The organism is Klebsiella sp. CN_Kp104, from assembly GCF_040064515.1.
GTDB lineage: Bacteria > Pseudomonadota > Gammaproteobacteria > Enterobacterales > Enterobacteriaceae > Klebsiella > Klebsiella aerogenes.
This window is the reverse complement of sequence record NZ_JBEAII010000045.1, coordinates 39,684-62,577: the sequence shown is the minus strand read 5'-3', so window position 1 is coordinate 62,577 and position 22,894 is coordinate 39,684. Positions and strand designations below refer to the sequence as shown.

Below are 22,894 nucleotides of genomic sequence, written 5' to 3'. Positions count from 1 at the left end.
CGTATTAAAGCGTGCGGCGTAGCGCTTCAACCAGGCACAGTATCGCCATTGCCTGGCCGTAGGGCATGGCGGTCAGGGGGATGTTACGATAGTGGTCGAGGTCGTTGCCCATCGCCGTGCCAAACGACACCTGCGTTAACTCTCCTTGCGGCGAGATATGTTCGATAATGCCCCGGCAGGCTTTCCCGGCGACCGGCAGAAACGCATCGTCGAGGTAGCCGAGGCGCACCGCCTTGAAAATACCCGCGGCAAAGCCCGCCGTCGCAGAGGCTTCCAGATAACTATCCGGGTCGTTAAGCAGCGTCGGCCATAGGCCGTTTTCGGCCTGGCAGCGGGCAAGGGCGCTGACCTGAATCTGCAGAGTATTTTGCAACTGGCGGTAAAAGGCGTCATGTTCGTCGAGCTCAAGCATCTCCAGCAGTTCCGGTATCGCCAGCGTTATCCAGCTATTGCCGCGGGCCCACAGCGCGCCGGCGAAATGGTGTCTGCCGTCGAAATGCCAGCCGTGAAACCACAGGCCGCTTTGGTGGTCGCTTAAATAGTGCAGGTGCTGCAAAAACTGAAATTTCGCCTCTTCTACCCAGCGCGGTTTATCAAACATCTTGCCGAGCATCGCCAGCGGCAGTACCGCCATCATGAGCGTATCGTCCCAAATTTGTTGATGATGGGGATTCTCATAGGTGACGTGTTGCAGGCAGCCCTCTTCGGTACGCGGCATCTGGCGATATATAGCATCTCCCCAGCTTTCCAGATAGGCGCGCCAGTCGCTGCGCGGCGTCTGTTGATAGCACAGCGCCAGGGTTAAAAACGGACAAGCGGTGTTGATGTTTTTCTCCGGCGTACCCTCGGCGAAACGGGCGCTAAACCAGCCGTCGATAAGTTCACGAGCCCGAAGCGATCCTGTCAGCTGCTGGTAGCGAAACAGGCCAAACAGGGCGATGCCATGCGTCCACTCCCAACCGTCCCAACCTTTGGTGTCAACCACCCGGCCATCTGCCAGCCGCTGCAAATACTCGCCGCTATCATCGGTAATCGCGGTTAAGTTGCCGATTAGCGCTTCGATGAGTGATTGTAATTCAGGACGGTTGTTTTTCTGCGACATAGTGATTTCCTTGAGAAGAAACGGCGGCGTGTTGCCAGCGATCGTTGCGATGAGGATGGCCGGTCAGTAGCTCGATAGTTTCGCGGGTCTGCGGGCTGGCATCCTGTGGATGACCACCGGCGCGCAGACGCTCCAGTTCGCTAATCAGGATTTGATGTCGCGGCTGGCTCAAGCGAAAACGAAACGCGCCATACATTGCCAATAAGGCCAGCAGGCCGGGGCCAACGAGGAATACCCACCAGATACCATTCAGCGCGGCGGTATTCTGCGTTTCGGCGCCTTTGGTGAATCCAAAGGCTTCCAGCGCCAGGCCGACGATAAACAGCGCCAGCGCCTGGGAGAATTTACGCGTCAGCATCATCACCCCCGCGTAGATCCCTTCACGCCGCACGCCGGTGTAAGCTTCATCGATATCGGGCAGAAAATTGTAGACATTCCATGGGATAAGATAGGTGCCGCCGCGGGCGATGCCCATCACGATTGCGCCGCCGAGTAGCAGCCAGGAAAGATGGCTGAAAGAAGCGGTCAATTGGCTGAACCACAGTAGCGCGCAGAGGATCAGCGCGATGGCGACCTTATAGGCGTTGCCGTTGCCGACGCGGATGCAAAGCCAGGTAAATAAAGGGATCGCGAAAAACTGAAACAGCGTCATCAGACTCATGGCCTGCGAAGCCAGCGAGGTGCCGACACGTAGCACGTAGGTCATGTAGTGCATAAACAGCGAGCCGAAAATATCCAGCGCCACCGCGCCGCCGACATACATCATGATATGAATACGGAAGGTCCGCAGACGGAAGGTAGAGGCCATTTCGCGATACAGCGAACGTAGTGTTTTGCCTAAACCTTGCTGCGTCTGCGGTGGTGGGAGATGCTCACGTTCCCAGGTACCGCGCCAGACGAAGATCCACGGCAAGGCAAAAAGCAGGGCGAAGATAATGCCGATATAGAGAAACGCCTGCGATTTATCGGCGACGTGGGCCATGATTTGCCCGGGGATCAGCGCCGCGAGAAAGGCTGTCGCCTGAGCGAATAGCATTCGCGCGCCGGACATTTTCGAGCGCAAATCATAGCGGGTGGTCATCTCTGCAGGCAGCGTATCGTAAGGCACCATCAGCAGGGTGAAGACGGTGCTGAATAGTAGATAGGTACCAAGGTACCAGGCGTAGCCAAAACCACTTATCCACATCAGGGCGAAACAGAGCGATAACGGCGCGCCGAGAATAAAGAAGATCCGTCGCCGCCCCCAACGGGTGCGAATGTTGTCGGTAATGTAGCCCATCACCGGGTCCGTGATGCCGTCCCAAATCTTGGCGATGGCGAAAATAGAGGCCGCAGCGGCGGGCGAGAGCCCGGCGACTTCAATATAAAAGTAGAGCAGCCACAGGCCGGTGATGGTCATCGCGCCGCTGCCGAAAATATCGCCCATCCCCCAGCAGAGGATGTTGCGGGTTTTGACTTCTCGTTGTGGGGAGACTGTCCTCGTCATTGGAATATCTCTTATATGAAGGAAAGCGAGGTTGCACAGTAAAAGAGGGGGAAGGAGGCGAAAATCCCGACAGTCGGTTTTTCGTACCGTTCTGCGAGCAGCATGCCAAAAGGCGACAAAATGAAATAAATCCCGTGACGCTGCTCACATATGCAGCGGTTTAAGAGGGCGTTTACTGTGATAACGGCCCTGTTTTCATTTTTTCCGCAGGCAAATTTTGCGCGTAATCTCACGTTTTGCCCCAGATCCTGACGGCGAATGTGAAAGAGTACGCAGATATTTCCGCGGTAGCGATTTCGACCCTACGCTGAGGGTGAGAGAGATGGTGAGATAGTCCCCACGTTGATTTCCAGGACATGCTATGAACATTTATCTTTCGCACCGTCATCCCCATGCGGATGGCGTGACGCCTGATACTGAACTCTTTCAACAGGCGCTGGACGAACTGGCGCAGGCGGGCGGCGGCCGGTTGGTGGTTGATTGTGGCAGGTACGCGCTCGGCGGTTTACGGATAGGCTCGAACACCTGTTTGTGGCTGTCGCCGGGCGCCGAGCTTATCGTTAGCGAAAACTATGATGACTTTGCTCAGGCGACGGCGCTGAGCCGGGCGGAATCTTCAGATCGGGCCTTTCTGTATGCTGTGGATGCACAGAATATTACTATCTGCGGAGGCGGCGAGATTTACGGCAGTGCTGACGGCTGGTTTTCCCGTCAAGTTGATGCCATGGGTTACCGCACGCCAGCCACGGCGCGTCCGCGGATCATTTTGCTGGAAAATTGCCGTCGCGTCCGGCTGGAAAACATCACCGTACGACATGCCCCGATGTGGACAATTCATCTGGTCTCCTGCATGGGCGTGGTGGTTGACGGCGTCACCGTCGACAACGATTTGACGATGGCTAATACCGATGCGCTGGATATCGATAGCTGCCAGCAGGTACATATCGCCAATAGCTATTTCAGCGCGGCGGATGATGCCATCTGTCTGAAGACCACCGATAAACCTGAGCGTATCCAGCGACCGTTGCGTCAGGTAACCATCGTTAACTGCACGCTGCGCTCGAAAAGCTGCGCCTTTAAAATCGGTACTGAAACCTGGCAGGATATTGAAGATGTGCTGGTGAGTAACTGCACTATCTTTGACTCCAATCGCGGCATTGGCCTGATATCCCGCGACGGCGGGCGGCTACGGCGGATGATTTTTAGCAGCATTGCTTTTGATTGCGTGAGCGCGCCGGCCTGTCATTGGGGCGAGGCGGACCCTGTTTTCCTTTCCGCGCGCCGTCGCGATCCGGCGATTGAACCCGGCGAAATCTCACAGATCCAGTTCCGCGGGCTGGTTGGCGAGTGCGAAGGTGCGATAAACCTGCATAGTGAAACGCCAGGTCAGATCCGGCGCATTCTGTTTGACGGCGTGCAGCTCACCCAGAAGCTGAACCTGGCAGCGGAGCAGGGGCTTTATGATATCCGCCCGCCGTGCAATCCGATGTCGCCGACCGGGATGGGGATTGATAACGCCTGGTGTTTGAATCCGCAAAGCGGCCGCGTTTGGGGGGTCGAGCCTTATCCCGGCGGTTTGCCGGTACTGTACGCCAACGGCGTAGCGGGTCTGACACTGCGCGAGTTTGATTATCAGCGCCCGATACCGTTACCGACAGCCTGGAACCCTAACGCGCTATGTCTGGAAAACGGCGATAATTAGCGAGGAAATAAGAGAGGAAGGTGCCCCGGCGATTGCTCCGGGGCAGGTCGAACTTATTCTTCGGCGGCATAGCCCTGCGGCGGCAGCTTGCGATTATCCAGCCACGCAGAGTTAGCTTCCATACGCAGGCGGCCATCAACAAACCAGCTCACCACCAGCGGGTAGATATCGTGCTCCTGCGCCTGAACGCGGGCGGTAACGTCATCTTCGCTGTCTTCCGGAAATACCGGCACCCGAGCCTGTAAGATCACCGGTCCGCCGTCGAGTTCGTCGGTGACGAAATGCACCGAGGTGCCATGTTCCTCATCACCGTTTTCCAGCGCCTGGCGATGAGTATGCAGCCCTGGATATTTCGGCAGCAGAGAAGGATGGATATTCAGCAAGCGCCCCTGATAGTGGTCAACAAACGCTGGGCTAAGGATGCGCATATAGCCTGCCAGCACCACCAAATCCGGTTGGAAGGCGTCGATTTTCTGCATCAGCTCGCGGTCGAAGGCTTCGCGGCTATCAAACGCTTTCGGCGAGAGCGCAAAGGCCGGAATACCGGCCTCGCGGGCGCGCTCAAGGCCGAATGCTTCGGCCTTATTGCTGAATACCGCACGCAGGGTGCCGTTGATTTGCTTCCGGGCGCAGGCATCAATAATCGCCTGTAAATTACTGCCGTTACCGGAAATCAGCACCACAATGTTTTTCATTCAATGACCACGCGTTGTTCGGCATCGGATGCCTTGATATAACCGATTTTCCAGGCGTTTTCACCCTGCTCGTTCAGCAGGGCGATGGCTTTATCCGCCTCGGCTGCCGGCAGCGCGACCAGCATGCCGACGCCGCAGTTAAAGGTGCGGTACATTTCGTGGCTGCTGACATTACCGGCGGTTTGCAGCCAGTTGAAGACTTCCGGCCACTGCCAGGAGGACTCGTCGATTACCGCCTGGGTGTTGTCCGGCAGTACGCGCGGGATATTTTCCCAGAAGCCGCCGCCGGTCAGGTGGGCGATGGCGTGAACGTCGACGTTGGCAATCAGATTCAGAATCGATTTGACATAGATGCGGGTCGGCGCCAGCAGGTGGTCGGCCAGCGGTTTGCCGTTGAGGTCGGTGGTCTGCGGGTCAACGCCGCTGACTTCGATAATCTTACGTACCAGCGAGTAGCCGTTAGAGTGCGGGCCGCTGGAGGCAAGCGCGACCAGGACGTCGCCGTCAGCCACTTTGCTGCCGTCGATGATTTCTGATTTTTCTACCACGCCGACGCAGAAACCGGCCACGTCATAATCTTCACCATGGTACATACCCGGCATCTCTGCCGTTTCGCCGCCAACCAGCGCGCAGCCGGACTGTAAGCAGCCTTCGGCGATGCCGTTGATCACGCTTGCCGCGGTGTCTACGTCCAGTTTACCGGTCGCGTAGTAGTCGAGGAAAAACAGCGGCTCGGCGCCCTGAACTACGAGGTCATTGACGCACATGGCGACCAGATCGATACCGATGGTGTCGTGACGTTTAAGGTCCATCGCCAGACGCAGCTTGGTGCCGACGCCGTCGGTGCCGGAGACCAGTACCGGTTCGCGGTATTTCTGCGGCAGAGCGCACAGCGCGCCGAATCCGCCCAGTCCGCCCATCACTTCCGGGCGACGGGTTTTCTTCACCACGCCCTTAATACGGTCGACGAGAGCGTTGCCTGCATCAATATCCACGCCGGCATCTTTATAGCTGAGAGAGGTTTTATCGGTCACTGCGAAGTCTCCACGCGTTTGCGGTAGCAAGAAAAATCGGCGCAATTCTAACAGGGAAAGCAAACGTTTGCGAGCCTGCTTTACACTCGATTTAAAACGGCTAACAGATGAGCAAATTTGATACTGTTCACGAAAATGAAACCGGGTACAGTCTTCTGCTTGCCTCGCCTTTAATGAATGATCATTATGCCAATGAAACCGGTTTCTGTTTGGTGAAAAGCGCATAACGATCGTCTATAGGGAGAGTATATGTCCGGATTCAAAGAAGGTTTTTTGTGGGGCGGCGCGGTAGCGGCGCATCAGCTTGAGGGCGGCTGGCAAGAAGGAGGGAAGGGGATTAGCGTCGCTGACGTGATGACCGCAGGCGCCCATGGGGTGCCGCGAACGATCACCGACGGCGTACTGCCTGGTCATAACTATCCCAACCATGAGGCAATTGATTTTTATCATCGTTATAAAGAAGACGTAGCGCTGTTTGCCGAACTGGGATTTAAGTGTTTCCGTACTTCAATTGCCTGGACGCGCATTTTTCCGCTGGGCGATGAGCTGGAGCCCAATGAAGCGGGCCTGCAATTCTATGACGATCTATTCGACGAGTGCCTGAAATATGGCATCGAACCGGTGATCACGCTCTCCCATTTTGAAATGCCTTACCACCTGGTGACTGAATACGGCGGCTGGCGCAACCGTAAGCTGATTGATTTCTTTGTCCGCTTCGCGAAGGTGGTGTTTACCCGCTATCAGCACAAAGTGAAGTACTGGATGACCTTTAACGAGATCAACAACCAGGCCAACTTCCATGAAGATTTCGCCCCCTTTACCAACTCCGGCCTGAAGTATCAGCCCGGAGAAGACCGTGAGCCGGTGATGTTTCAGGCCGCCCATTATGAACTGGTGGCCAGCGCGCTGGCGGTAAAGGCGGCACGTGAGATTAATTCGGACCTGCAGATTGGCTGTATGATCGCGATGTGTCCAATCTATCCGCTCACCTGCGCGCCGGACGACATCATGATGGCGATGAACGCTATGCATCGTCGTTACTGGTTTACCGATGTGCACGTGCGTGGCCGCTATCCGCAGCATTTGCTCAACTACTTCGCGCGCCGCGGTTTTACGCTGGATATCACCGACGCCGATCGCCTGGCGTTAAAAGAGGGTTGCGTCGACTATATTGGTTTTAGCTACTACATGTCCTTCGCCACCAAAGCAACTGACGATAATCCGCACCTGGATTACGACGAAAGCACCAGCCTGGTCTCCAACCCGTACGTCAAGAAATCGGATTGGGGCTGGCAGATTGACCCGGTTGGTCTGCGCTACTCGCTCAACTGGTTCTGGGATCACTATCAGTTGCCGCTGTTTATCGTTGAGAATGGCTTTGGCGCCATTGACGTGCGTGAAGCTGACGGCAGCGTGGATGACCAGTATCGTATCGAGTATCTCAGTGCCCATATTGCCGAAATGAAAAAAGCGGTAGTGGAGGATGGCGTCGATCTGATGGGGTATACCCCGTGGGGCTGTATCGATCTGGTCTCCGCCGGTACCGGCGAGATGAAAAAACGCTATGGATTTATCTTTGTCGATAAAGATAACGACGGTCGCGGCACGTTGGCCCGCAGCCGTAAAAAATCCTTTGCCTGGTATCAGCAGGTTATTGCCAGTAACGGCGAAAATCTGTAATCGCCAACAAGCATAGCCTTGTCAAAGATAAAAGCCGAAGGGGAACCTCCGGCTTTTTTTGTTTGTTTTATAATGTGTAACAATCCATAAATCACTTTGTTTGATATACGTCAAGCAAGATGGGTATGGCGCAATCCGCAAAAAGCGGTATAATCCCGCGATTTTTTTTGTGGCTGCCCCTCAGAGGAGAAAGAGAATGAAGATCGTGGAAGTGAAACATCCACTCGTCAAACACAAGCTGGGCCTGATGCGTGAGCATGACATCAGTACTAAACGCTTCCGTGAACTCGCCTCAGAGGTTGGTAGCTTACTGACCTACGAAGCAACCGCCGATCTCGCTACCGAGCGTGTCACTATCGAAGGCTGGAACGGTCCGGTCGAAGTTGAGCAGATCAAAGGTAAGAAAATTACCGTAGTGCCTATCCTGCGTGCCGGTCTGGGGATGATGGAAGGCGTGCTGGAGCACGTGCCGAGCGCGCGTATCAGCGTGGTTGGTATCTACCGTGATGAAGAAACGCTGGAGCCGGTTCCTTACTTCCAGAAGCTGGTTTCTAACATTGACGAGCGTATGGCGCTGGTGGTTGACCCGATGCTGGCAACTGGCGGTTCGATGATCGCAACTATCGACCTGCTGAAAAAAGCGGGCTGTTCGAGCATTAAGGTGCTGGTGCTGGTGGCGGCGCCGGAAGGCATTGCCGCGCTGGAGAAAGCGCATCCTGACGTCGAGCTGTACACCGCCTCCGTCGACCAGGGCCTCAACGAGCACGGATACATTATTCCGGGCCTCGGCGATGCCGGCGATAAGATTTTCGGTACCAAATAAATGATGAAGTGATAAAAAGCCGACTTTGAGAGTCGGCTTTTTTTTGAATAAATCACGCCCACAACAAATAACAAACGACTCTCAGAGGATAACATTATGACGCGCCGTGCAATCGGGGTGAGTGAAAGACCGCCGCTTTTACAGACAATCCCGCTTAGTTTGCAACATCTGTTCGCCATGTTTGGCGCAACGGTTCTGGTGCCTATCCTGTTCCACATTAACCCGGCTACCGTACTGCTGTTTAACGGCATCGGTACGCTGTTGTACCTCTTTATCTGTAAAGGCAAAATTCCGGCCTATCTGGGGTCGAGCTTCGCCTTTATCTCCCCGGTGCTGCTGCTGTTGCCGCTGGGTTATGAAGTGGCGCTCGGCGGTTTCATTATGTGCGGCGTCCTGTTCTGCATCGTCTCCTTTATTGTCAAAAAAGCCGGTACCGGCTGGCTGGATGTGATGTTCCCGCCGGCGGCGATGGGCGCCATCGTGGCGGTTATCGGCCTGGAACTGGCGGGCGTGGCGGCGAACATGGCCGGGCTGCTGCCGGCTGATGGCCAATCGCCCGATAGCAAAACCATTATTATTTCGATGGTGACGCTGGCGGTGACGGTTTTTGGTTCCGTACTGTTCCGCGGCTTCCTGGCGATTATCCCGATTCTTATCGGCGTGCTGGTGGGCTATGCGCTCTCCTTCGTGATGGGAGTGGTCGATACGACGCCTATCGCCGAAGCGCACTGGTTTGCACTGCCGACCTTCTACACCCCGCGCTTTGAGTGGTTTGCCATTTTCACCATTTTGCCTGCCGCGCTGGTGGTGATCGCCGAGCACGTGGGGCACCTGGTGGTGACCGCCAATATCGTTAAACGCGATCTGATCCGCGATCCGGGTCTGCACCGCTCGATGTTCGCCAACGGGCTGTCGACGATTGTCTCCGGTTTCTTTGGCTCAACGCCAAACACCACCTACGGTGAAAATATCGGCGTGATGGCGATTACCCGCGTATACAGTACCTGGGTTATTGGCGGCGCGGCGATTATTGCGATTCTGCTCTCCTGCGTCGGCAAGCTGGCGGCGGCGATTCAGATTATCCCGGTACCGGTGATGGGCGGCGTTTCTCTGCTGCTGTACGGGGTGATCGGCGCATCCGGTATCCGCGTGCTGATCGAATCAAAAGTCGATTACAGCAAAGCGCAGAACCTGATTCTGACCTCAGTTATTCTGATTATCGGCGTGAGCGGCGCGAAGGTGCATATTGGCGCGGCGGAGCTGAAAGGCATGGCGCTGGCGACGATCGTCGGTATCTGTCTGAGCCTGATCTTTAAACTGATCAGCGTTCTGCGTCCGGAAGAAGTGGTGCTGGACGCCGCGGATAGCGAAGAAGCGAAATAACGATCCTGATACCGGGCAGCGATCCTGCCCGGTTCTCTCCGGACCTAAAACTGTGTTAAACTCTTCGCGTTTTTCTGTAAGCCTATGTTGAGGTCCATCTGAACGCTCCGGCACAGCTCTCTTTGCCACTGTATCTTCCTGACGACGAAACGTTCGCGAGTTTCTGGCCGGGTGATAATCCTTCCCTACTTGCCGCTCTGCAGAACGTGTTGCGGCAGGAACACAGCGGATACATCTATATCTGGTCTCGTGAAGGCGCGGGGCGTAGCCACCTTTTGCATGCCGCCTGCGCTGAGCTATCCCAGCGTGGCGATGCCGTCGGCTACGTGCCGTTGGATAAGCGCACGTGGTTCGTGCCGGAAGTGCTGGACGGCATGGAGCAACTGGCGCTGGTATGCATCGATAACATCGAGTGCGTGGCAGGGGACGAGCCCTGGGAGATGGCTATCTTTAATCTCTATAACCGTATTCTCGAATCAGGTAAAACCCGCCTGCTGATCACCGGCGATTGCCCGCCGCGGCAGCTGCATCTCGGCTTGCCGGATCTCGCCTCGCGCCTTGACTGGGGGCAAATCTATAAGCTGCAGCCGCTGTCGGATGAAGATAAGCTGCAGGCGCTGCAGTTGCGCGCCAGACTGCGCGGTTTCGAGATGCCGGAAGATGTCTGCCGATTCCTGCTCAAGCGGCTGGATAGAGAAATGCGCTCGCTGTTTATGACGCTCGATCAGCTCGATCACGCATCGATTACCGCCCAACGAAAACTGACGATCCCATTCGTTAAAGAGATCCTGAAGCTTTAAGCCGAAAGCGACGCCAGCTCCTGCTCTGCCAGCCCGGTTAGCTGCGCCACCAGCGCGGGGGCGAGACCGCTACGTAACATCGCGGCGGCGATACGCAGTGCTTCTTCTTTCCGGCCTTCTTGCCGGCCCTCTTGCCGTCCCTGAAGCAAACCGCGCTCCAGCCCTTGCTGCTCGAGATATTCTGCAATAGTCATCAGCGTCTCCTTATGTTGCGGCGTCTGGCGCGCCAACTCACGAATAAACTTTATCGGTTCGCGGCTATTTCCCGCGAGCACCAGGTAGTGCATTAGCGCCTGCACCTGTGTTTGCGTGGCTAATCCAGTCAATAATAATTCGCTCAGCTTGTCGAGTAACTGCGCCAGATCGCGTTGTCGAATATGTTTTTGCAGTAATTCCAGCGTTGCCATACGTTGATGAGTGGCGATTTCATCATCCGGTATGACGGTGATATCCGCCAGTGGAAATTCGCCGTGGTAGAGCGTGGTCGCCAGCTCCGGCGCGGCAAACTCATCCAGCCAGCGCATTGAAAACGGATAGGGCGTCACCAGACCGTGATAGAAAAGCACCGGGATCACCAGCGGAAGTTTTTCGTGTCCGGCATCAAGGTGGCGCTGCATGACGGCGACGGCGTAGCGCATCAGGCGAAAGGCCATATGTCGGTCGGGGCTACTTTGATGTTCGATTAGCGCGTAAATATAGCCGTCGCCCGCAGTGGTTTGCAGCGAGTAGAGAATATCGGAATAGTAAGGTCTGAGATCTTCTTCGATAAAATTACCTGATTCTAAATGTAGCGTGCGCAGATCGCAGATCTCCTTTAGCGCTTCAGGAAGATACAACCGGAGAAAATCACGCGCGGTATCCGAATGGGAAAGGTAGGTTTTAAATACTGCGTCATGCGGCGTGGAAATAGCTTTTTTCATTGGCAATCCGTCCAGTGGATTCAGGTGACGGACAGACAGTAGCACCACTGTGCGGGCAGGGGGAGTTGGCCTGTATTTTCTGGAAGCGGGCACGAAAAAAATCGCGCCGCGGGCAAGACCGGCGGCGCGTAGGGGTTAGCTGACGATTTCCAGTACCTGTTCCGGCGGGCGGCCGATACGCGCCTGGCCGTGGCTGACCACGATGGGCCGTTCGATGAGCTTCGGGTTCTCGACCATGGCCTGAATCAACGCCTCTTCGCTGAGCTGTGGGTCGGCGAGATTGAGCGACTTATACAGATCTTCTTTCTGGCGCATCAGTTCACGGGCGCTGCTCATATTCAGCATTTTCAATAGCTGGCGCAGCGTCGCGGCATCCGGCGGCGTCTCCAGATACAGCACCACTTCAGGGTCGATGCCGTTAGCTTTCAGCAGGCTGAGCGTGTCACGGCTCTTCGAGCAGCGAGGGTTGTGGTAAATTTTTACCGCGTCAGACATGTGGTCTCCTTACATTTTCTGATAGGGGCGGAATCTTTCCTGCAGCTGGCGCAGCTGGTCGATGCGAGCGTCGTAGCGCGCCTGCTGCAAACTGCCCAATTTTACTTGCGAACTGGCGCTGCTCAGCAGCGAGATGGCCTGGTCAAGCCTACCGGCCAGCGCCATGCCTTCGGCTCGCGCCGCCAGCTCCTGATCGCGATGACCCAATGCGCCTTCCGCCTGTGCCAACAGGTCCCAACCGTTGCCGTCATCTTTATTGTTAAAGGTGTAGCGGTTGAGAATGGTCGCGGCTTCCGCCGGCTGCCCGCCCTGTACGTAGGCATTGGCCAGGTTCAGCTGCAGGACCGGATCGGTGCGGATCTCTTTGGCGTTTTTCAGGCGGTTAATTGCGTCAGTGGTCTTTTTCTGCCCAAGATCGATATCGGTGGCGAGATCCAGATACCAGGGATTTTGTGGGTCGGCGCTGAGCAGCGGCTGGAGCGCTTTGCGCGCCTGATCGTAGTTATTGCTCTCCATAGCCAGTAGCGCGCGGCCATACTGCGCGGCGTGCTGTTCGCGGATGTTCCCTTTTGACCAGGCGTCAAGCAGATCGCTGCCGAGCTTATTTTCACCGGAGTTGTACATACCGAGGGTACGGGCCTTGGCGAGATAGAAATCCGCCGACGACTGGACTACCACCGGGCGCATCTGATTGGCGCGGTTACGGGCGTCGGCCAGACGGCTTTCCGGCAGTGGGTGAGTGAGCAGCATTTCCGGCGGGCGGCTGGAATAGCGGGATTCGTCGAGTAATTTACCCATAAACGCCGGCATCGCCTGCGGATCGAAACCGGAGCGCTGCAGTACCTGAATACCGATGCGGTCGGCTTCTTCTTCGTTCTGACGGGTGAAGCTAATCATCCCCTGTTGGGTGCCAGCCAGGGTGCCGGTTAATGCCGCCATCCCCGCCTGCGGGCTGGCCATCGCCAGCAGAATAGAGCCCAGCGCGCCAACCCAGGTTAGCGGCGCGCTACGTTTTTGATCTTCCATCGCACGCGCCAGATGGCGCTGGGTGACGTGGGAGATTTCGTGCGCCATTACCGAGGCAAGCTGGCTTTCGTTATCCGCATAGCGGAACAGCGCCGAGTGCAGCACCACGTTGCCGCCGAAGAAGGCAAAGGCGTTAATCTGATCGTTATTAATCAGATAAAAGTGGAACGGCGTACGGACGGAATTAGCGTGAGCGACCAGGCGCATGCCCAGCCCGTTAATGTATTGCACCAACAGCGGGTCGTTTATCAGCGGCGCGCTACCGCGTAGCTGGCGTACGTAGTAATCCCCCATCTGCATTTCCTGACCGATGGAAAGGGTGCTTCCTGCCGAGGTGCCCATATCCGGCAGCGTATCCGCCGAGTCAGCGGCGGCAGGTAATATCGTCCCCAGCGTCAACGACGCGACGGCGGCGGCCACCAGCGTTTTCTTTAACTGCCTGAACATAACCTCTGTCCTGTAATGTGGGTGTGCCAGTTTGACCGGTTGTGCGGCCCAATGTTCCCATGCCGCAGATTCAGCGAGTTTAGCTGTCGTTGATGGCGTTGAAAATATGATATTCGCACAGTTGTGCAGGTTTGTGTCATAGCCAATAAAAAGCGAAGTCTTTTTTGTGACACTTAGATACAATTCCCAGGATTGTGGCGATTTGCGCTTCAGGGAAGGGTTTATGCTTGAGATGTTAATGCAGTGGTATCGTCGTCGTTTCAGCGACCCGGAAGCGATAGCGCTGCTGGTTATTCTGCTGGCCGGCTTCGGCATTATGTTCTTTTTCAGCGGGCTGCTGGCGCCGCTTCTGGTCGCCATCGTGTTGGCCTATCTGCTGGAGTGGCCGACCGTTCGCCTGGAGCGTATCGGCCTGTCGCGAACCTGGGCTACCTCGCTGGTGCTGGTGCTATTTGTCGGTATCTTGCTGCTGATGGCCTTTGTGGTGATGCCGGTGGCCTGGCAACAGGGCATTTATCTCATCCGCGATATGCCTGGCATGCTTAATAAGCTTTCCGATTTCGCCGCCACGCTGCCGCGGCGCTATCCGGCATTGATGGATGCCGGCATCATTGATGCAATGGCCGAAAATATGCGCAGCCGCATGCTGACCGTTGGCGATTCGGTAGTGAAGTATTCGCTCGCCTCGCTGGTCGGCCTGCTGACGCTGGCGGTTTATCTGGTCCTGGTTCCGCTGATGGTTTTCTTCCTGCTGAAAGATAAACAGCAGATGCTCAATGCCGTACGCCGGGTATTACCGCGTAATCGCGGCCTGGCGGGGCAGGTGTGGAAAGAGATGAACCAGCAGATTACCAACTATATCCGCGGCAAGGTGCTGGAGATGATTGTCGTCGGCGTCGCCACCTGGATAGGCTTCATTCTCTTCGGTCTCAACTACTCGCTGCTGCTGGCGGTGCTGGTGGGATTCTCGGTGCTGATTCCGTATATCGGCGCTTTTGTGGTCACCATTCCTGTGGTCGGCGTGGCGTTGTTCCAGTTCGGCGCGGGTACTGAGTTCTGGAGCCTGTTTGCCGTATACCTGATAATTCAGGGGCTGGATGGCAACCTGCTGGTGCCGGTTCTCTTCTCGGAGGCGGTGAATTTACATCCGCTGGTGATTATTCTGTCGGTAGTGATTTTCGGCGGGCTGTGGGGTTTCTGGGGGGTATTCTTCGCGATTCCGCTGGCGACATTAATCAAGGCGGTGGTTCACGCCTGGCCTGATGGAATGGTTATTGAAGACGAGTGACGCGCTGATTGACGCAAAAAAACGCCGGGCGATTTATTATCCCCGGCGTTTTCATTTAGACGTTATGCGTTTTCTTTCAGCCAGTTCAGCACGACATCGTGGTGATTGCTGGTTTTGAAGTTATCAAACACATGTTCAATCTTGCCGTCAGCATCAATGAGGAAGCTAATACGGTGAATGCCGTCGTAGGTTTTCCCCATAAATGATTTTTCGCCCCAGACGCCGAACTGTTCGCAGACCTGATGATCTTCATCAGACAGCAGCGTAAAGTTCAGCAGCTCTTTTTCGGCAAAACGAGACAGTTTTTCTGGTTTATCAGTGCTGATACCCAGTACTTCGACGCCCGCTTTTTTCAGGTCGTCCATATTATCGCGTAAACCGCACGCTTGTACGGTGCAGCCTGGGGTCATGGCTTTCGGGTAAAAATAAACCAGAACACGCTGTCCCTGGAAGTCGGTTAAATTTACTTCCTCGCCGTCCTGGTCCGGTAAGCTAAATTTCGGTGCGATATCACCGGCTTTCAGTGGGGTCATTGGTTAAACTCCATCCTGTTCATCATGCTGTGAATAATTAACGATGTTAATACTGCCTTGTGCGCTCAGTTCTGTACATAGTGCTTTGAACGCTTGCTCGATATTTGTCGTGTTTTGCGAGGCAGGACTGTGTGCGGTGATTTGAATAAATAGCTGAGCGGCGTCTTTATCTTCTCCCGGTTGAGTACGGGAGACCAGTTCGGCGATATTCATATTCCACGTGTCGCACAGCGCGGTAAAGCGCTCAATGATATGCGGCGAGTCCGGCACCTCTACCTGGATCCAAACCGTATTCGGCATCGCCTGCGGTGGGCGGGCGGAGGTGCGCTTCATTACGATCAGCAAATCCAGCTCGGCTCCTTTTAACGGCAGCGTTGATTCGATCAGGTTAATCGCGTTCCACGAGCCGGAAAGCAGCATTATAAACGTGAACTCGTCGCCGAGCATGGCCAAGCGGCTGTCTTCAATATTGCAGCCGCAGCTGCTGACGTGGCGAGTGATTGTGTTTACGATGCCGGGGCGGTCTGCGCCCAGAGCGGTAATCACCAGATAGTGTTGTAATGAGGCTGTCAAACCTGTTCTTCCTTTAAAAAGGTGAGGTAACATTAGGAAAGCATAAAAAAAACCGGCGTACAACATCCCAGATGGCGTTGGGTCTCTTGCTTTTATTGCAGCACCAAACGTAACATTGAGAATCTTGTCCCACTTCTGCTCTGAGGATGGCCCATGTTCACGGGAAGTATTGTAGCGCTTGTCACGCCGATGGATGATAACGGTAATGTCTGCCGGTCAAGCCTGAAAAAACTGATTGATTACCATGTCGCCAACGGAACCTCGGCGATTGTTTCGGTAGGGACTACCGGCGAATCCGCAACGTTGAGCCATGAAGAGCATGGCGACGTCGTGATGATGACCCTTGAGCTGGCCGATGGCCGCATCCCGGTCATTGCAGGTACCGGTGCAAATGCAACCGCAGAGGCGATTAGCCTGACCAAACGTTTCAACGATAGCGGCGTTGTCGGCTGCCTGACGGTCACTCCTTATTATAACCGTCCGACCCAGGAAGGCCTGTTCCAACACTTTAAAGCTATCGCTGAACATACTGACCTGCCGCAAATTCTGTATAATGTGCCGTCCCGTACCGGTTGCGATATGCTGCCGGAAACCGTTGGCCGCCTGGCGGAAATTAAAAATATTGTCGGTATTAAGGAAGCAACAGGGAACTTAAGTCGCGTTCACCAGATCAAAGAGCTGGTTTCAGATGACTTTATTCTGCTGAGCGGCGATGACGCAACCGGCATGGACTTTATCCAGCTCGGCGGCGTCGGCGTCATTTCCGTCACGGCGAACGTTGCTGCGCGTGAAATGGCGGACATGTGCCGACTGGCGATGGCGGGTCAATTCGCGGAAGCTCGCGCGATTAACCAGCGTCTGATGCCGCTGCATACAAAATTATTTGTCGAACCCAACCCGATCCCAGTCAAATGGGCTTGTAAGGCGTTGGGACTTGTAGCGACCGACACGCTGCGCCTGCCGATGACGCCGATTACCGAAGCGGGTACGAAAGCGGTTACCGCAGCGCTGAAGCATGCCGGTTTGCTGTAGAGTTTAGGGAGATTTGATGGCTTACTCAGTACAGAAGTCGCGCCTGGCGAAGGTTGCGGGTGTTTCGCTGGTTTTACTCCTCGCGGCCTGTAGTTCTGACTCGCGCTATAAGCGTCAGGTTAGCGGCGACGAGGCTTATTTAGATGCCACGCCGCTCAGTGAACTTCACGCCCCGGCGGGGATGATCCTGCCGCTGCAGACTGGCGACTACAACATTCCGGTTGCCGCCAGCACCGGTGCGGTAGGCAAGGCGCTGGATATTCGTCCGCCAGCTCAGCCTTTAGCCCTGGTCAGCGGCGCGCGTACCCAGTTTAACGGCGACACCTCCACCCTGATGGTGGAAAACAGCCGCAGCGGTTCTTTATGGGCGCAGGTGGTTAGCATCGTACAGGCGAAAAACTACACCATCACCAAGCGTGACGATGCAGGCCAGACGCTGAATACCGATTGGGTAGAGTGGAACCGCCTTGATGAAGACCAGCAGTACCGTGGCCGTTATCAAATCTCCGTTAAGCCGCAGGGCTATCAGCAGGCGGTGGTGGTGAAGCTGGTGAACCTGGAGCAGGCGGGCAAGCCCGTGTCTGACCCGGCTTCTCTGCAGCGCTACAGCACCTCAATGCTGAACGTTATCTCTTCCGGTCTTGATTCCAACGCCACTAATGCGCAGAACGCGGCGCAGCGAAGCGCTGGCGCGACCTTCGACGTGCAGAGCGCGGCGGATGACACCGGCTTGCCGATGCTGGTGGTACGCGCGCCGTTCAACATGGTGTGGCAGAAACTGCCGGCCGCGCTTGAAAAAGTGGGCATGAAGGTAACCGACAGCACTCGCTCTCAGGGCAGCATGGCGGTAACTTACAAGCCGCTGTCTGACAGCAGCTGGCAGGATCTGGGCGCCAGTGACCCGCAGTTGGCCTCTGGCGACTATAAACTGCAGGTCGGCGATCTCGATAATCGCAGTAGTCTGCAGTTTATCGACCCGAAAGGCCACACCCTGACGCAGTCGCAAAATGACGCCCTGGTAGCCGTATTCCAGGCCGCATTTAACAAGTAATAAAAAGGGCTGGAGCAATCCGGCCCTTTTTAATGTATAGTGACGCAAACGTGTGCGTAGCCGCAAAGTCAGGTAATTTGCCTGATTTTGCCTACGGGCGGAAAGGTAATTTTTTGGCTTAATATCACTGGAGTGGTGAAAGATGAAAAAGCAAGCTGAGTTGTATCGTGGCAAAGCGAAAACGGTATACAGCACCGAAAACCCGGATCTGCTGGTACTTGAATTCCGTAACGATACGTCAGCAGGGGATGGCGCCCGCATCGAACAGTTCGATCGTAAAGGTATGGTGAATAACAAATTCAACCATTTCATTATGAGCAAGCTGGAAGAAGCCGGTATCCCGACCCAAATGGAAGCGCTGCTTTCTGATACTGAATGCCTGGTGAAAAAGCTGGATATGGTGCCGGTTGAATGCGTGATTCGTAACCGCGCGGCGGGTTCACTGGTGAAACGCCTGGGTATTGAAGAAGGTATCGAGCTGACTCCGCCGTTGTTCGACCTGTTCCTGAAAAACGACGCCATGCACGACCCGATGGTCAACGAATCCTACTGTGAGACGTTCGGCTGGGTGAATAAAGAAAACCTGGCGCGCATGAAGGAGCTCAGCTACAAAGCGAATGACGTACTCAGCAAACTGTTTGATGATGCTGGTCTGATTCTGGTCGACTTCAAGCTGGAGTTCGGTCTGTTCAAAGGCGAAGTGGTGCTTGGCGATGAATTCTCTCCGGACGGTAGCCGTCTGTGGGATAAAAACACCCTCGATAAAATGGACAAAGATCGCTTCCGCCAGAGCCTCGGCGGCCTGATCGAAGCTTACGAAGAAGTGGCCCACCGTCTGGGCGTCAAGCTCGACTAATCCCCTCCGCGCCGGAAGAAATCGTCTCTTCCGGCACTCTTATTCGTTGTTTCCTGTGGTAATCCTCCGCTGAACCGCCTACGATCTCTCATATTCGTAACATGATGGAATAGAGGTGCTTATGCGCTGGCAAGGGCGTCGTGAAAGCGACAATGTGGAAGACAGACGTAGTGATTCAGGTTCGCCGCTGGGCGGCGGCGGTGGCGGTTTCCGTATTCCAAGCGGTAAAGGCGGCATCGTCCTGCTAATTATCGTTCTGGTGGCGGGTTACTATGGCGTGGATTTAACCGGCATGCTGACCGGCGAACCGATGCCGCAGCAGCAGACTTCAACCCAGCGTTCGATCAGCCCGAAGGATGATGAAGCGGCGAAGTTCACCTCCGTTATTCTGGCCACTACCGAAGATACCTGGGGGCCTATTTTTGAAAAGATGGGGCGGCAATACGTACAGCCGAAGCTGGTGATGTATCGCGGCGCGACCCGTACCGGCTGCGGCACCGGTCAATCGGTGATGGGGCCGTTCTACTGCCCGGCGGACAGCACGGTCTATATCGACCTGTCATTCTATGACGAGATGAAAAACAAACTCGGCGCTGACGGCGACTTTGCGCAGGGCTACGTGATTGCGCACGAAGTCGGCCACCATGTGCAGAAGCTGCTCGGCATCGAACCTAAGGTCCGTCAGATGCAGCAGCAGGCTTCGCAGACTGAAGTGAATCGCCTGTCGGTGAAAATGGAGCTGCAGGCAGACTGCTTTGCGGGCGTCTGGGGCAATAACATGCAAAAACAGGATGTGATGGAAACCGGCGATCTGCAAGAGGCGCTCAATGCCGCTGAGGCCATCGGCGACGATCGTCTGCAGGAGCAGAGCCAGGGCCGCGTGGTGCCGGACAGCTTCACCCATGGGACCTCCCAGCAGCGCTATACGTGGTTCAAACGCGGTTTCGATAGCGGCGATCCTTCGCAGTGTAATACCTTCGGCAGCGCGCTTCGCTAACGTTTGCCGATGGAAACGCTGCTTGACCTGACCGCGCAGATGGCGCGCGAGGGCGTTCGTCGCCTGCTGGTGCTCAGCGGCGACGAACATTGGTGTCTGGCGCAGGCCGTTGAGCTGCGAGAGCGGCTGGGCGGCGATAGTCTATGGGTCGGCGCGTTGCCGCGGCAGGAACCCTGCGTGGCGCCGGGCGCGCTGAAAACGCTGCTCGGGCGCGAGTTCCTGCATGCCTTCTTCGATGCTCGTCACGGTTTTGACGTGGCGGCTTTTGCTGCCCTCGGCGGTACGCTCCGCGCCGGCAGTTGGTTAGTGCTCCTGGCGCCGGATTTTGCCCGCTGGCCTGAGCAGGCGGATGGCGATTCGCTGCGCTGGAGCGATACATCTGAACCGATCGCCACCCCTAACTTTGTCCATCGTTGTCTTCAACTCTTTAGCGCGGATCCTGAGGTCGCGCTGTGGCGACAGGGCGACGGCTTACGGTTGCCGGAGGCCGCGCCGCGCAGGTACTGGCACGCTGCCGATGGCTACCCGCAGGCCGAACAGGCAGCCATTCTTTCGTCACTACTGTCATCGCCCCCGGAAATTGCCGCCGTCACCGCCGGGCGCGGGCGCGGTAAATCCGCGCTGGCGGGAATGTTGATTCATCAGCTCACCGGCTCCGCCATCGTCACCGCGCCGACGCGCGACGCGACAGCGGTCATCGCCGCTTTTGCGGGACAGAAGATGCGCTTTATGGCGCCTGATGCCCTGCTGGCAAGCGACACGAAAGCCGACTGGCTGGTGGTTGATGAGGCCGCCGCTATCCCCGCGCCGACGCTACGCCAGCTGACGGCGCGTTTTCCCCATACGCTATTAACGACCACTGTTCAGGGCTATGAGGGTACCGGTCGCGGCTTCTTATTGAAATTTTGCGCCAGTTTCCCAACGCTACGGCGGTATAACCTGTCGTCGCCGATTCGCTGGGCGCCGGGTTGCCCGCTGGAGTCGGTTATCGATCGGCTATTGTTGTTTAACGATGAGGCGTTTCTCCAGGCTCCGCACGGGGAACCGCAGCTGGAGACGTTAAGCCAACGTGCCTGGCGCGAACAACCCTCGCGCCCATCAGAGGCTTATCAACTGCTTTCCGGCGCGCATTACCGCACGTCGCCGCTGGATTTGCGCAGGATGATGGATGCGCCGGGCCAGCACTTTACCGTGGCTCGCTGCGGGGATGGCGTCGCTGGCGCGGTGTGGCTGGTGGAGGAGGGAGGGCTTGAACCTGAACTTAGCCGTGCCGTCTGGGCCGGATATCGCCGCCCGCGCGGCAATCTTGTGGCTCAGTCATTGGCCGCGCATGGCGGCAGCCCACTGGCGGCGACGCTGACCGGCAGGCGCGTCAGCCGTATTGCCGTACATCCAGCGCGTCAGCGCGAAGGGCTGGGGCAGCGTTTAATCGCCCATGCCGTCAAGCAGACGCACGGCTGTGACTATCTCTCCGTCAGCTTTGGTTATACCCCTGAACTATGGCGCTTCTGGCAGCGCTGCGGTTTTCTGCTGGTGCGGATGGGGACGCATCGCGAGGCGAGCAGCGGCTGCTATACGGCGATGGCGCTTTATCCGCTCAGTGCAGCGGGGCAGCAGCTGGCCTGGCGCGAACATCAACGGCTGGCGCGGGATGAACGCTGGCTAAGTCAGTGGCGTGATGAGCGTGCTCCGGTGACGGCGGAGGAAACAGCTATGCTTACTGAGGAGGACTGGCTGGAGATTGCCGGTTTTGCCTTTGCGCATCGTTCACTGTTGACGGCGGCCGGGAGTCTGAACCGGCTTCTGCAGGCGACGCCGCTGCCGTTAGTGGCGCTCCGTGCGCGATTAGCGCAGCACGATGAGGCAGCGCTGTGCGCGGACCTTGGTTTATCCGGGCGTAAGGCGCTGTTGGGGCGACTGCGGGAAGAGGCGGCGGCGGCGCTGTCAGGCCTCGATCCCGCTCGTGCGCAACGGCTGGACGAGTGGGTCAGGAAGCTGCAATTTTTTTAACTAACTCATTCAGTTAAATGGCATGGTCATATTCTCTGCGCGGCGTAAACTGCCTTGCATCAATCAGGAGCCAGATTCCTGCTTATCTGAGACATCAGGAGATAACCATGAAACACGATCACTTTATTGTTCAGAGCCCGGCAACACCTGCGCAACAGTTGCTGCTGCTGTTTCATGGCGTTGGCGATAATCCGGTTTCGATGGGGCAAATTGGTAGCTGGTTTGCGCCGCAATTTCCCAATGCGCTCATTGTCAGTATCGGTGGCGCAGAACCCTGCGGCCCGGCGCCGGCGCGGCAGTGGTTTTCGGTGCAAGGCGTGACGGAAGAAAATCGTCAGCAACGCATCGATGCCATTATGCCGACCTTTATTGAAACGGTGCGCTACTGGCAAAAACAGAGCGGTTTAGGCCCGCAGGCGACGGCGCTGATCGGTTTTTCGCAGGGGGCGATTATGTCGCTTGAGAGTATTAAAGCCGAGCCAGGGCTGGCGTCGCGGGTGATTGCCTTTAACGGCCGTTACGCGACGCTGCCGCAAACGGCTACTACGCAAACCACCGTGCATCTGATCCACGGCGGCGAGGATCGGGTGATCGATCTGGCGTGGGCGGTCTCCGCGCAGGAGCGGCTGCAGGAGCTGGGGGGAGATGTCACGCTGGATATCGTTGAAGATCTCGGACATGCCATTGATGACCGGAGCATGCAGTTTGCCCTCGATCGGCTGCGTTATACCGTACCGAAGCACTATTTTGATGAAGCGCTAAGCGGCGGTACGCCGAAAGATGACGATATTATCGAAATGCTGTAATGGCCCCGCGGCACAACGTCGGCTGGTTTAGGTAAATACTGTTATCGGTTTACAACTGTTTTAAGGGTTTTCCCGGATGCGGCGCGTTGCGCCTTCTCCGGGCTACCAAATCGCACAGCGCTGTAGCCCCGGTAAGCGGCAGCGCCACCGGGGAA

21 protein-coding genes are annotated in these 22,894 nt (G+C 56.3%); 12 read left to right on the top strand and 9 right to left on the bottom strand.

The genetic code is table 11. From position 1 onward, the window contains the following. Positions 1–4: 4 nt before the first annotated feature. Together ABLU80_RS23205 and ABLU80_RS23200 are read right to left on the bottom strand one after the other, a co-directional pair. On the bottom strand, positions 5–1,102 hold the full coding sequence (locus tag ABLU80_RS23205) for a glycoside hydrolase family 88 protein (protein WP_015370395.1): 1,098 nt from the start codon (positions 1,100–1,102) through the stop codon (positions 5–7). Then, positions 1,077–2,528: an MFS transporter gene (locus tag ABLU80_RS23200; protein ID WP_015703155.1), complete on the bottom strand. Its 1,452-nt coding sequence runs from the start codon at positions 2,526–2,528 to the stop codon at positions 1,077–1,079. Before ABLU80_RS23200 ends, ABLU80_RS23205 begins: the two co-directional genes overlap by 26 nt. A gap of 421 nt (positions 2,529–2,949) precedes the next feature. Between ABLU80_RS23200 and ABLU80_RS23195 the strand changes: the two genes are divergently transcribed. Further along, entirely contained in the window at positions 2,950–4,290 is a 1,341-nt protein-coding gene (locus tag ABLU80_RS23195; RefSeq protein ID WP_047063690.1) for a glycosyl hydrolase family 28 protein, read from the top strand. Positions 4,291–4,343: 53 nt separating this feature from the next. Here ABLU80_RS23195 and purN read toward each other — a convergent pair whose 3' ends face one another. Both purN and purM read right to left on the bottom strand, forming a co-directional pair. After that, positions 4,344–4,985, bottom strand: a complete 642-nt coding sequence (gene purN / locus ABLU80_RS23190) for a phosphoribosylglycinamide formyltransferase (protein WP_045410924.1) — start codon at positions 4,983–4,985, stop codon at positions 4,344–4,346. Beyond that, positions 4,982–6,019, bottom strand: a complete 1,038-nt coding sequence (gene purM, locus ABLU80_RS23185; RefSeq protein WP_045392672.1) for a phosphoribosylformylglycinamidine cyclo-ligase — start codon at positions 6,017–6,019, stop codon at positions 4,982–4,984. Before purM ends, purN begins: the two co-directional genes overlap by 4 nt. Positions 6,020–6,268: 249 nt before the next feature. On the opposite strand from purM, the gene ABLU80_RS23180 reads away from it, so the two are divergent. From ABLU80_RS23180 to ABLU80_RS23165, 4 genes are all read left to right on the top strand, one after another. Beyond that, complete coding sequence (locus tag ABLU80_RS23180) at positions 6,269–7,699, top strand: 6-phospho-beta-glucosidase (RefSeq protein ID WP_045379879.1); 1,431 nt, start codon at positions 6,269–6,271, stop codon at positions 7,697–7,699. Positions 7,700–7,895: 196 nt separating this feature from the next. Beyond that, positions 7,896–8,522, top strand: coding sequence for a uracil phosphoribosyltransferase (gene upp, locus ABLU80_RS23175; protein ID WP_015370402.1), 627 nt, complete (start codon positions 7,896–7,898; stop codon positions 8,520–8,522). 96 nt (positions 8,523–8,618) lie between these two features. Next, positions 8,619–9,905 (top strand): uracil permease, encoded by a 1,287-nt coding sequence (gene uraA / locus ABLU80_RS23170; protein WP_015370403.1) that lies wholly within the window; start codon positions 8,619–8,621, stop codon positions 9,903–9,905. Positions 9,906–10,003: 98 nt separating this feature from the next. Further along, on the top strand, positions 10,004–10,705 hold the full coding sequence (locus ABLU80_RS23165) for a DnaA inactivator Hda (protein WP_026612247.1): 702 nt from the start codon (positions 10,004–10,006) through the stop codon (positions 10,703–10,705). Here ABLU80_RS23165 and ABLU80_RS23160 read toward each other — a convergent pair. The 3 genes from ABLU80_RS23160 to bepA all read right to left on the bottom strand — a co-directional run bounded on the left by ABLU80_RS23160 (position 10,702) and on the right by bepA (position 13,593). Further along, complete coding sequence (locus tag ABLU80_RS23160; RefSeq protein ID WP_129242828.1) at positions 10,702–11,625, bottom strand: Rpn family recombination-promoting nuclease/putative transposase; 924 nt, start codon at positions 11,623–11,625, stop codon at positions 10,702–10,704. The genes ABLU80_RS23165 and ABLU80_RS23160 overlap by 4 nt on opposite strands. 135 nt (positions 11,626–11,760) lie before the next feature. Beyond that, positions 11,761–12,120, bottom strand: coding sequence for an arsenate reductase (glutaredoxin) (gene arsC, locus ABLU80_RS23155; protein ID WP_015365459.1), 360 nt, complete (start codon positions 12,118–12,120; stop codon positions 11,761–11,763). A gap of 9 nt (positions 12,121–12,129) precedes the next feature. Continuing rightward, positions 12,130–13,593 carry a beta-barrel assembly-enhancing protease gene (gene bepA / locus ABLU80_RS23150; protein ID WP_015365460.1) on the bottom strand — a complete coding sequence of 488 codons (1,464 nt, stop codon included), beginning with the start codon at positions 13,591–13,593 and terminating at the stop codon, positions 12,130–12,132. 223 nt (positions 13,594–13,816) lie between these two features. Here bepA and ABLU80_RS23145 point away from each other — a divergent pair, with 223 nt between their 5' ends. Beyond that, on the top strand, positions 13,817–14,881 hold the full coding sequence (locus tag ABLU80_RS23145; protein ID WP_015365461.1) for an AI-2E family transporter: 1,065 nt from the start codon (positions 13,817–13,819) through the stop codon (positions 14,879–14,881). 62 nt (positions 14,882–14,943) lie between these two features. On the opposite strand, the gene bcp is transcribed toward ABLU80_RS23145, so the two are convergent. Both bcp and ABLU80_RS23135 read right to left on the bottom strand, forming a co-directional pair. Next, the gene (gene bcp / locus ABLU80_RS23140) at positions 14,944–15,414 is read right to left on the bottom strand and encodes a thioredoxin-dependent thiol peroxidase (RefSeq protein ID WP_015365462.1); all 471 of its coding nucleotides are present in this window, start codon (positions 15,412–15,414) and stop codon (positions 14,944–14,946) included. Positions 15,415–15,417: 3 nt separating this feature from the next. Then, positions 15,418–15,987 (bottom strand): glycine cleavage system transcriptional repressor, encoded by a 570-nt coding sequence (locus ABLU80_RS23135; protein ID WP_015365463.1) that lies wholly within the window; start codon positions 15,985–15,987, stop codon positions 15,418–15,420. A gap of 153 nt (positions 15,988–16,140) precedes the next feature. Between ABLU80_RS23135 and dapA the strand changes: the two genes are divergently transcribed. From dapA to ypfH, 6 genes are all read left to right on the top strand, one after another. Further along, positions 16,141–17,019, top strand: a complete 879-nt coding sequence (gene dapA, locus ABLU80_RS23130; protein ID WP_015365464.1) for a 4-hydroxy-tetrahydrodipicolinate synthase — start codon at positions 16,141–16,143, stop codon at positions 17,017–17,019. A gap of 16 nt (positions 17,020–17,035) precedes the next feature. Beyond that, a complete protein-coding gene (bamC, locus tag ABLU80_RS23125) occupies positions 17,036–18,070 on the top strand; it encodes an outer membrane protein assembly factor BamC (protein ID WP_015365465.1) in 1,035 nt (344 codons plus the stop codon). A gap of 142 nt (positions 18,071–18,212) precedes the next feature. After that, entirely contained in the window at positions 18,213–18,926 is a 714-nt protein-coding gene (gene purC / locus ABLU80_RS23120; RefSeq protein WP_015703148.1) for a phosphoribosylaminoimidazolesuccinocarboxamide synthase, read from the top strand. A 121-nt stretch (positions 18,927–19,047) separates the two neighbouring features. Continuing rightward, positions 19,048–19,923 (top strand): neutral zinc metallopeptidase, encoded by an 876-nt coding sequence (locus ABLU80_RS23115; RefSeq protein ID WP_015365467.1) that lies wholly within the window; start codon positions 19,048–19,050, stop codon positions 19,921–19,923. A 9-nt stretch (positions 19,924–19,932) separates the two neighbouring features. Then, positions 19,933–21,933, top strand: a complete 2,001-nt coding sequence (locus tag ABLU80_RS23110; RefSeq protein ID WP_348850497.1) for a GNAT family N-acetyltransferase — start codon at positions 19,933–19,935, stop codon at positions 21,931–21,933. Between the two features lie 107 nt (positions 21,934–22,040). Beyond that, positions 22,041–22,739 (top strand): esterase, encoded by a 699-nt coding sequence (ypfH, locus tag ABLU80_RS23105; RefSeq protein WP_020078198.1) that lies wholly within the window; start codon positions 22,041–22,043, stop codon positions 22,737–22,739. Positions 22,740–22,894 lie beyond the last annotated feature (155 nt).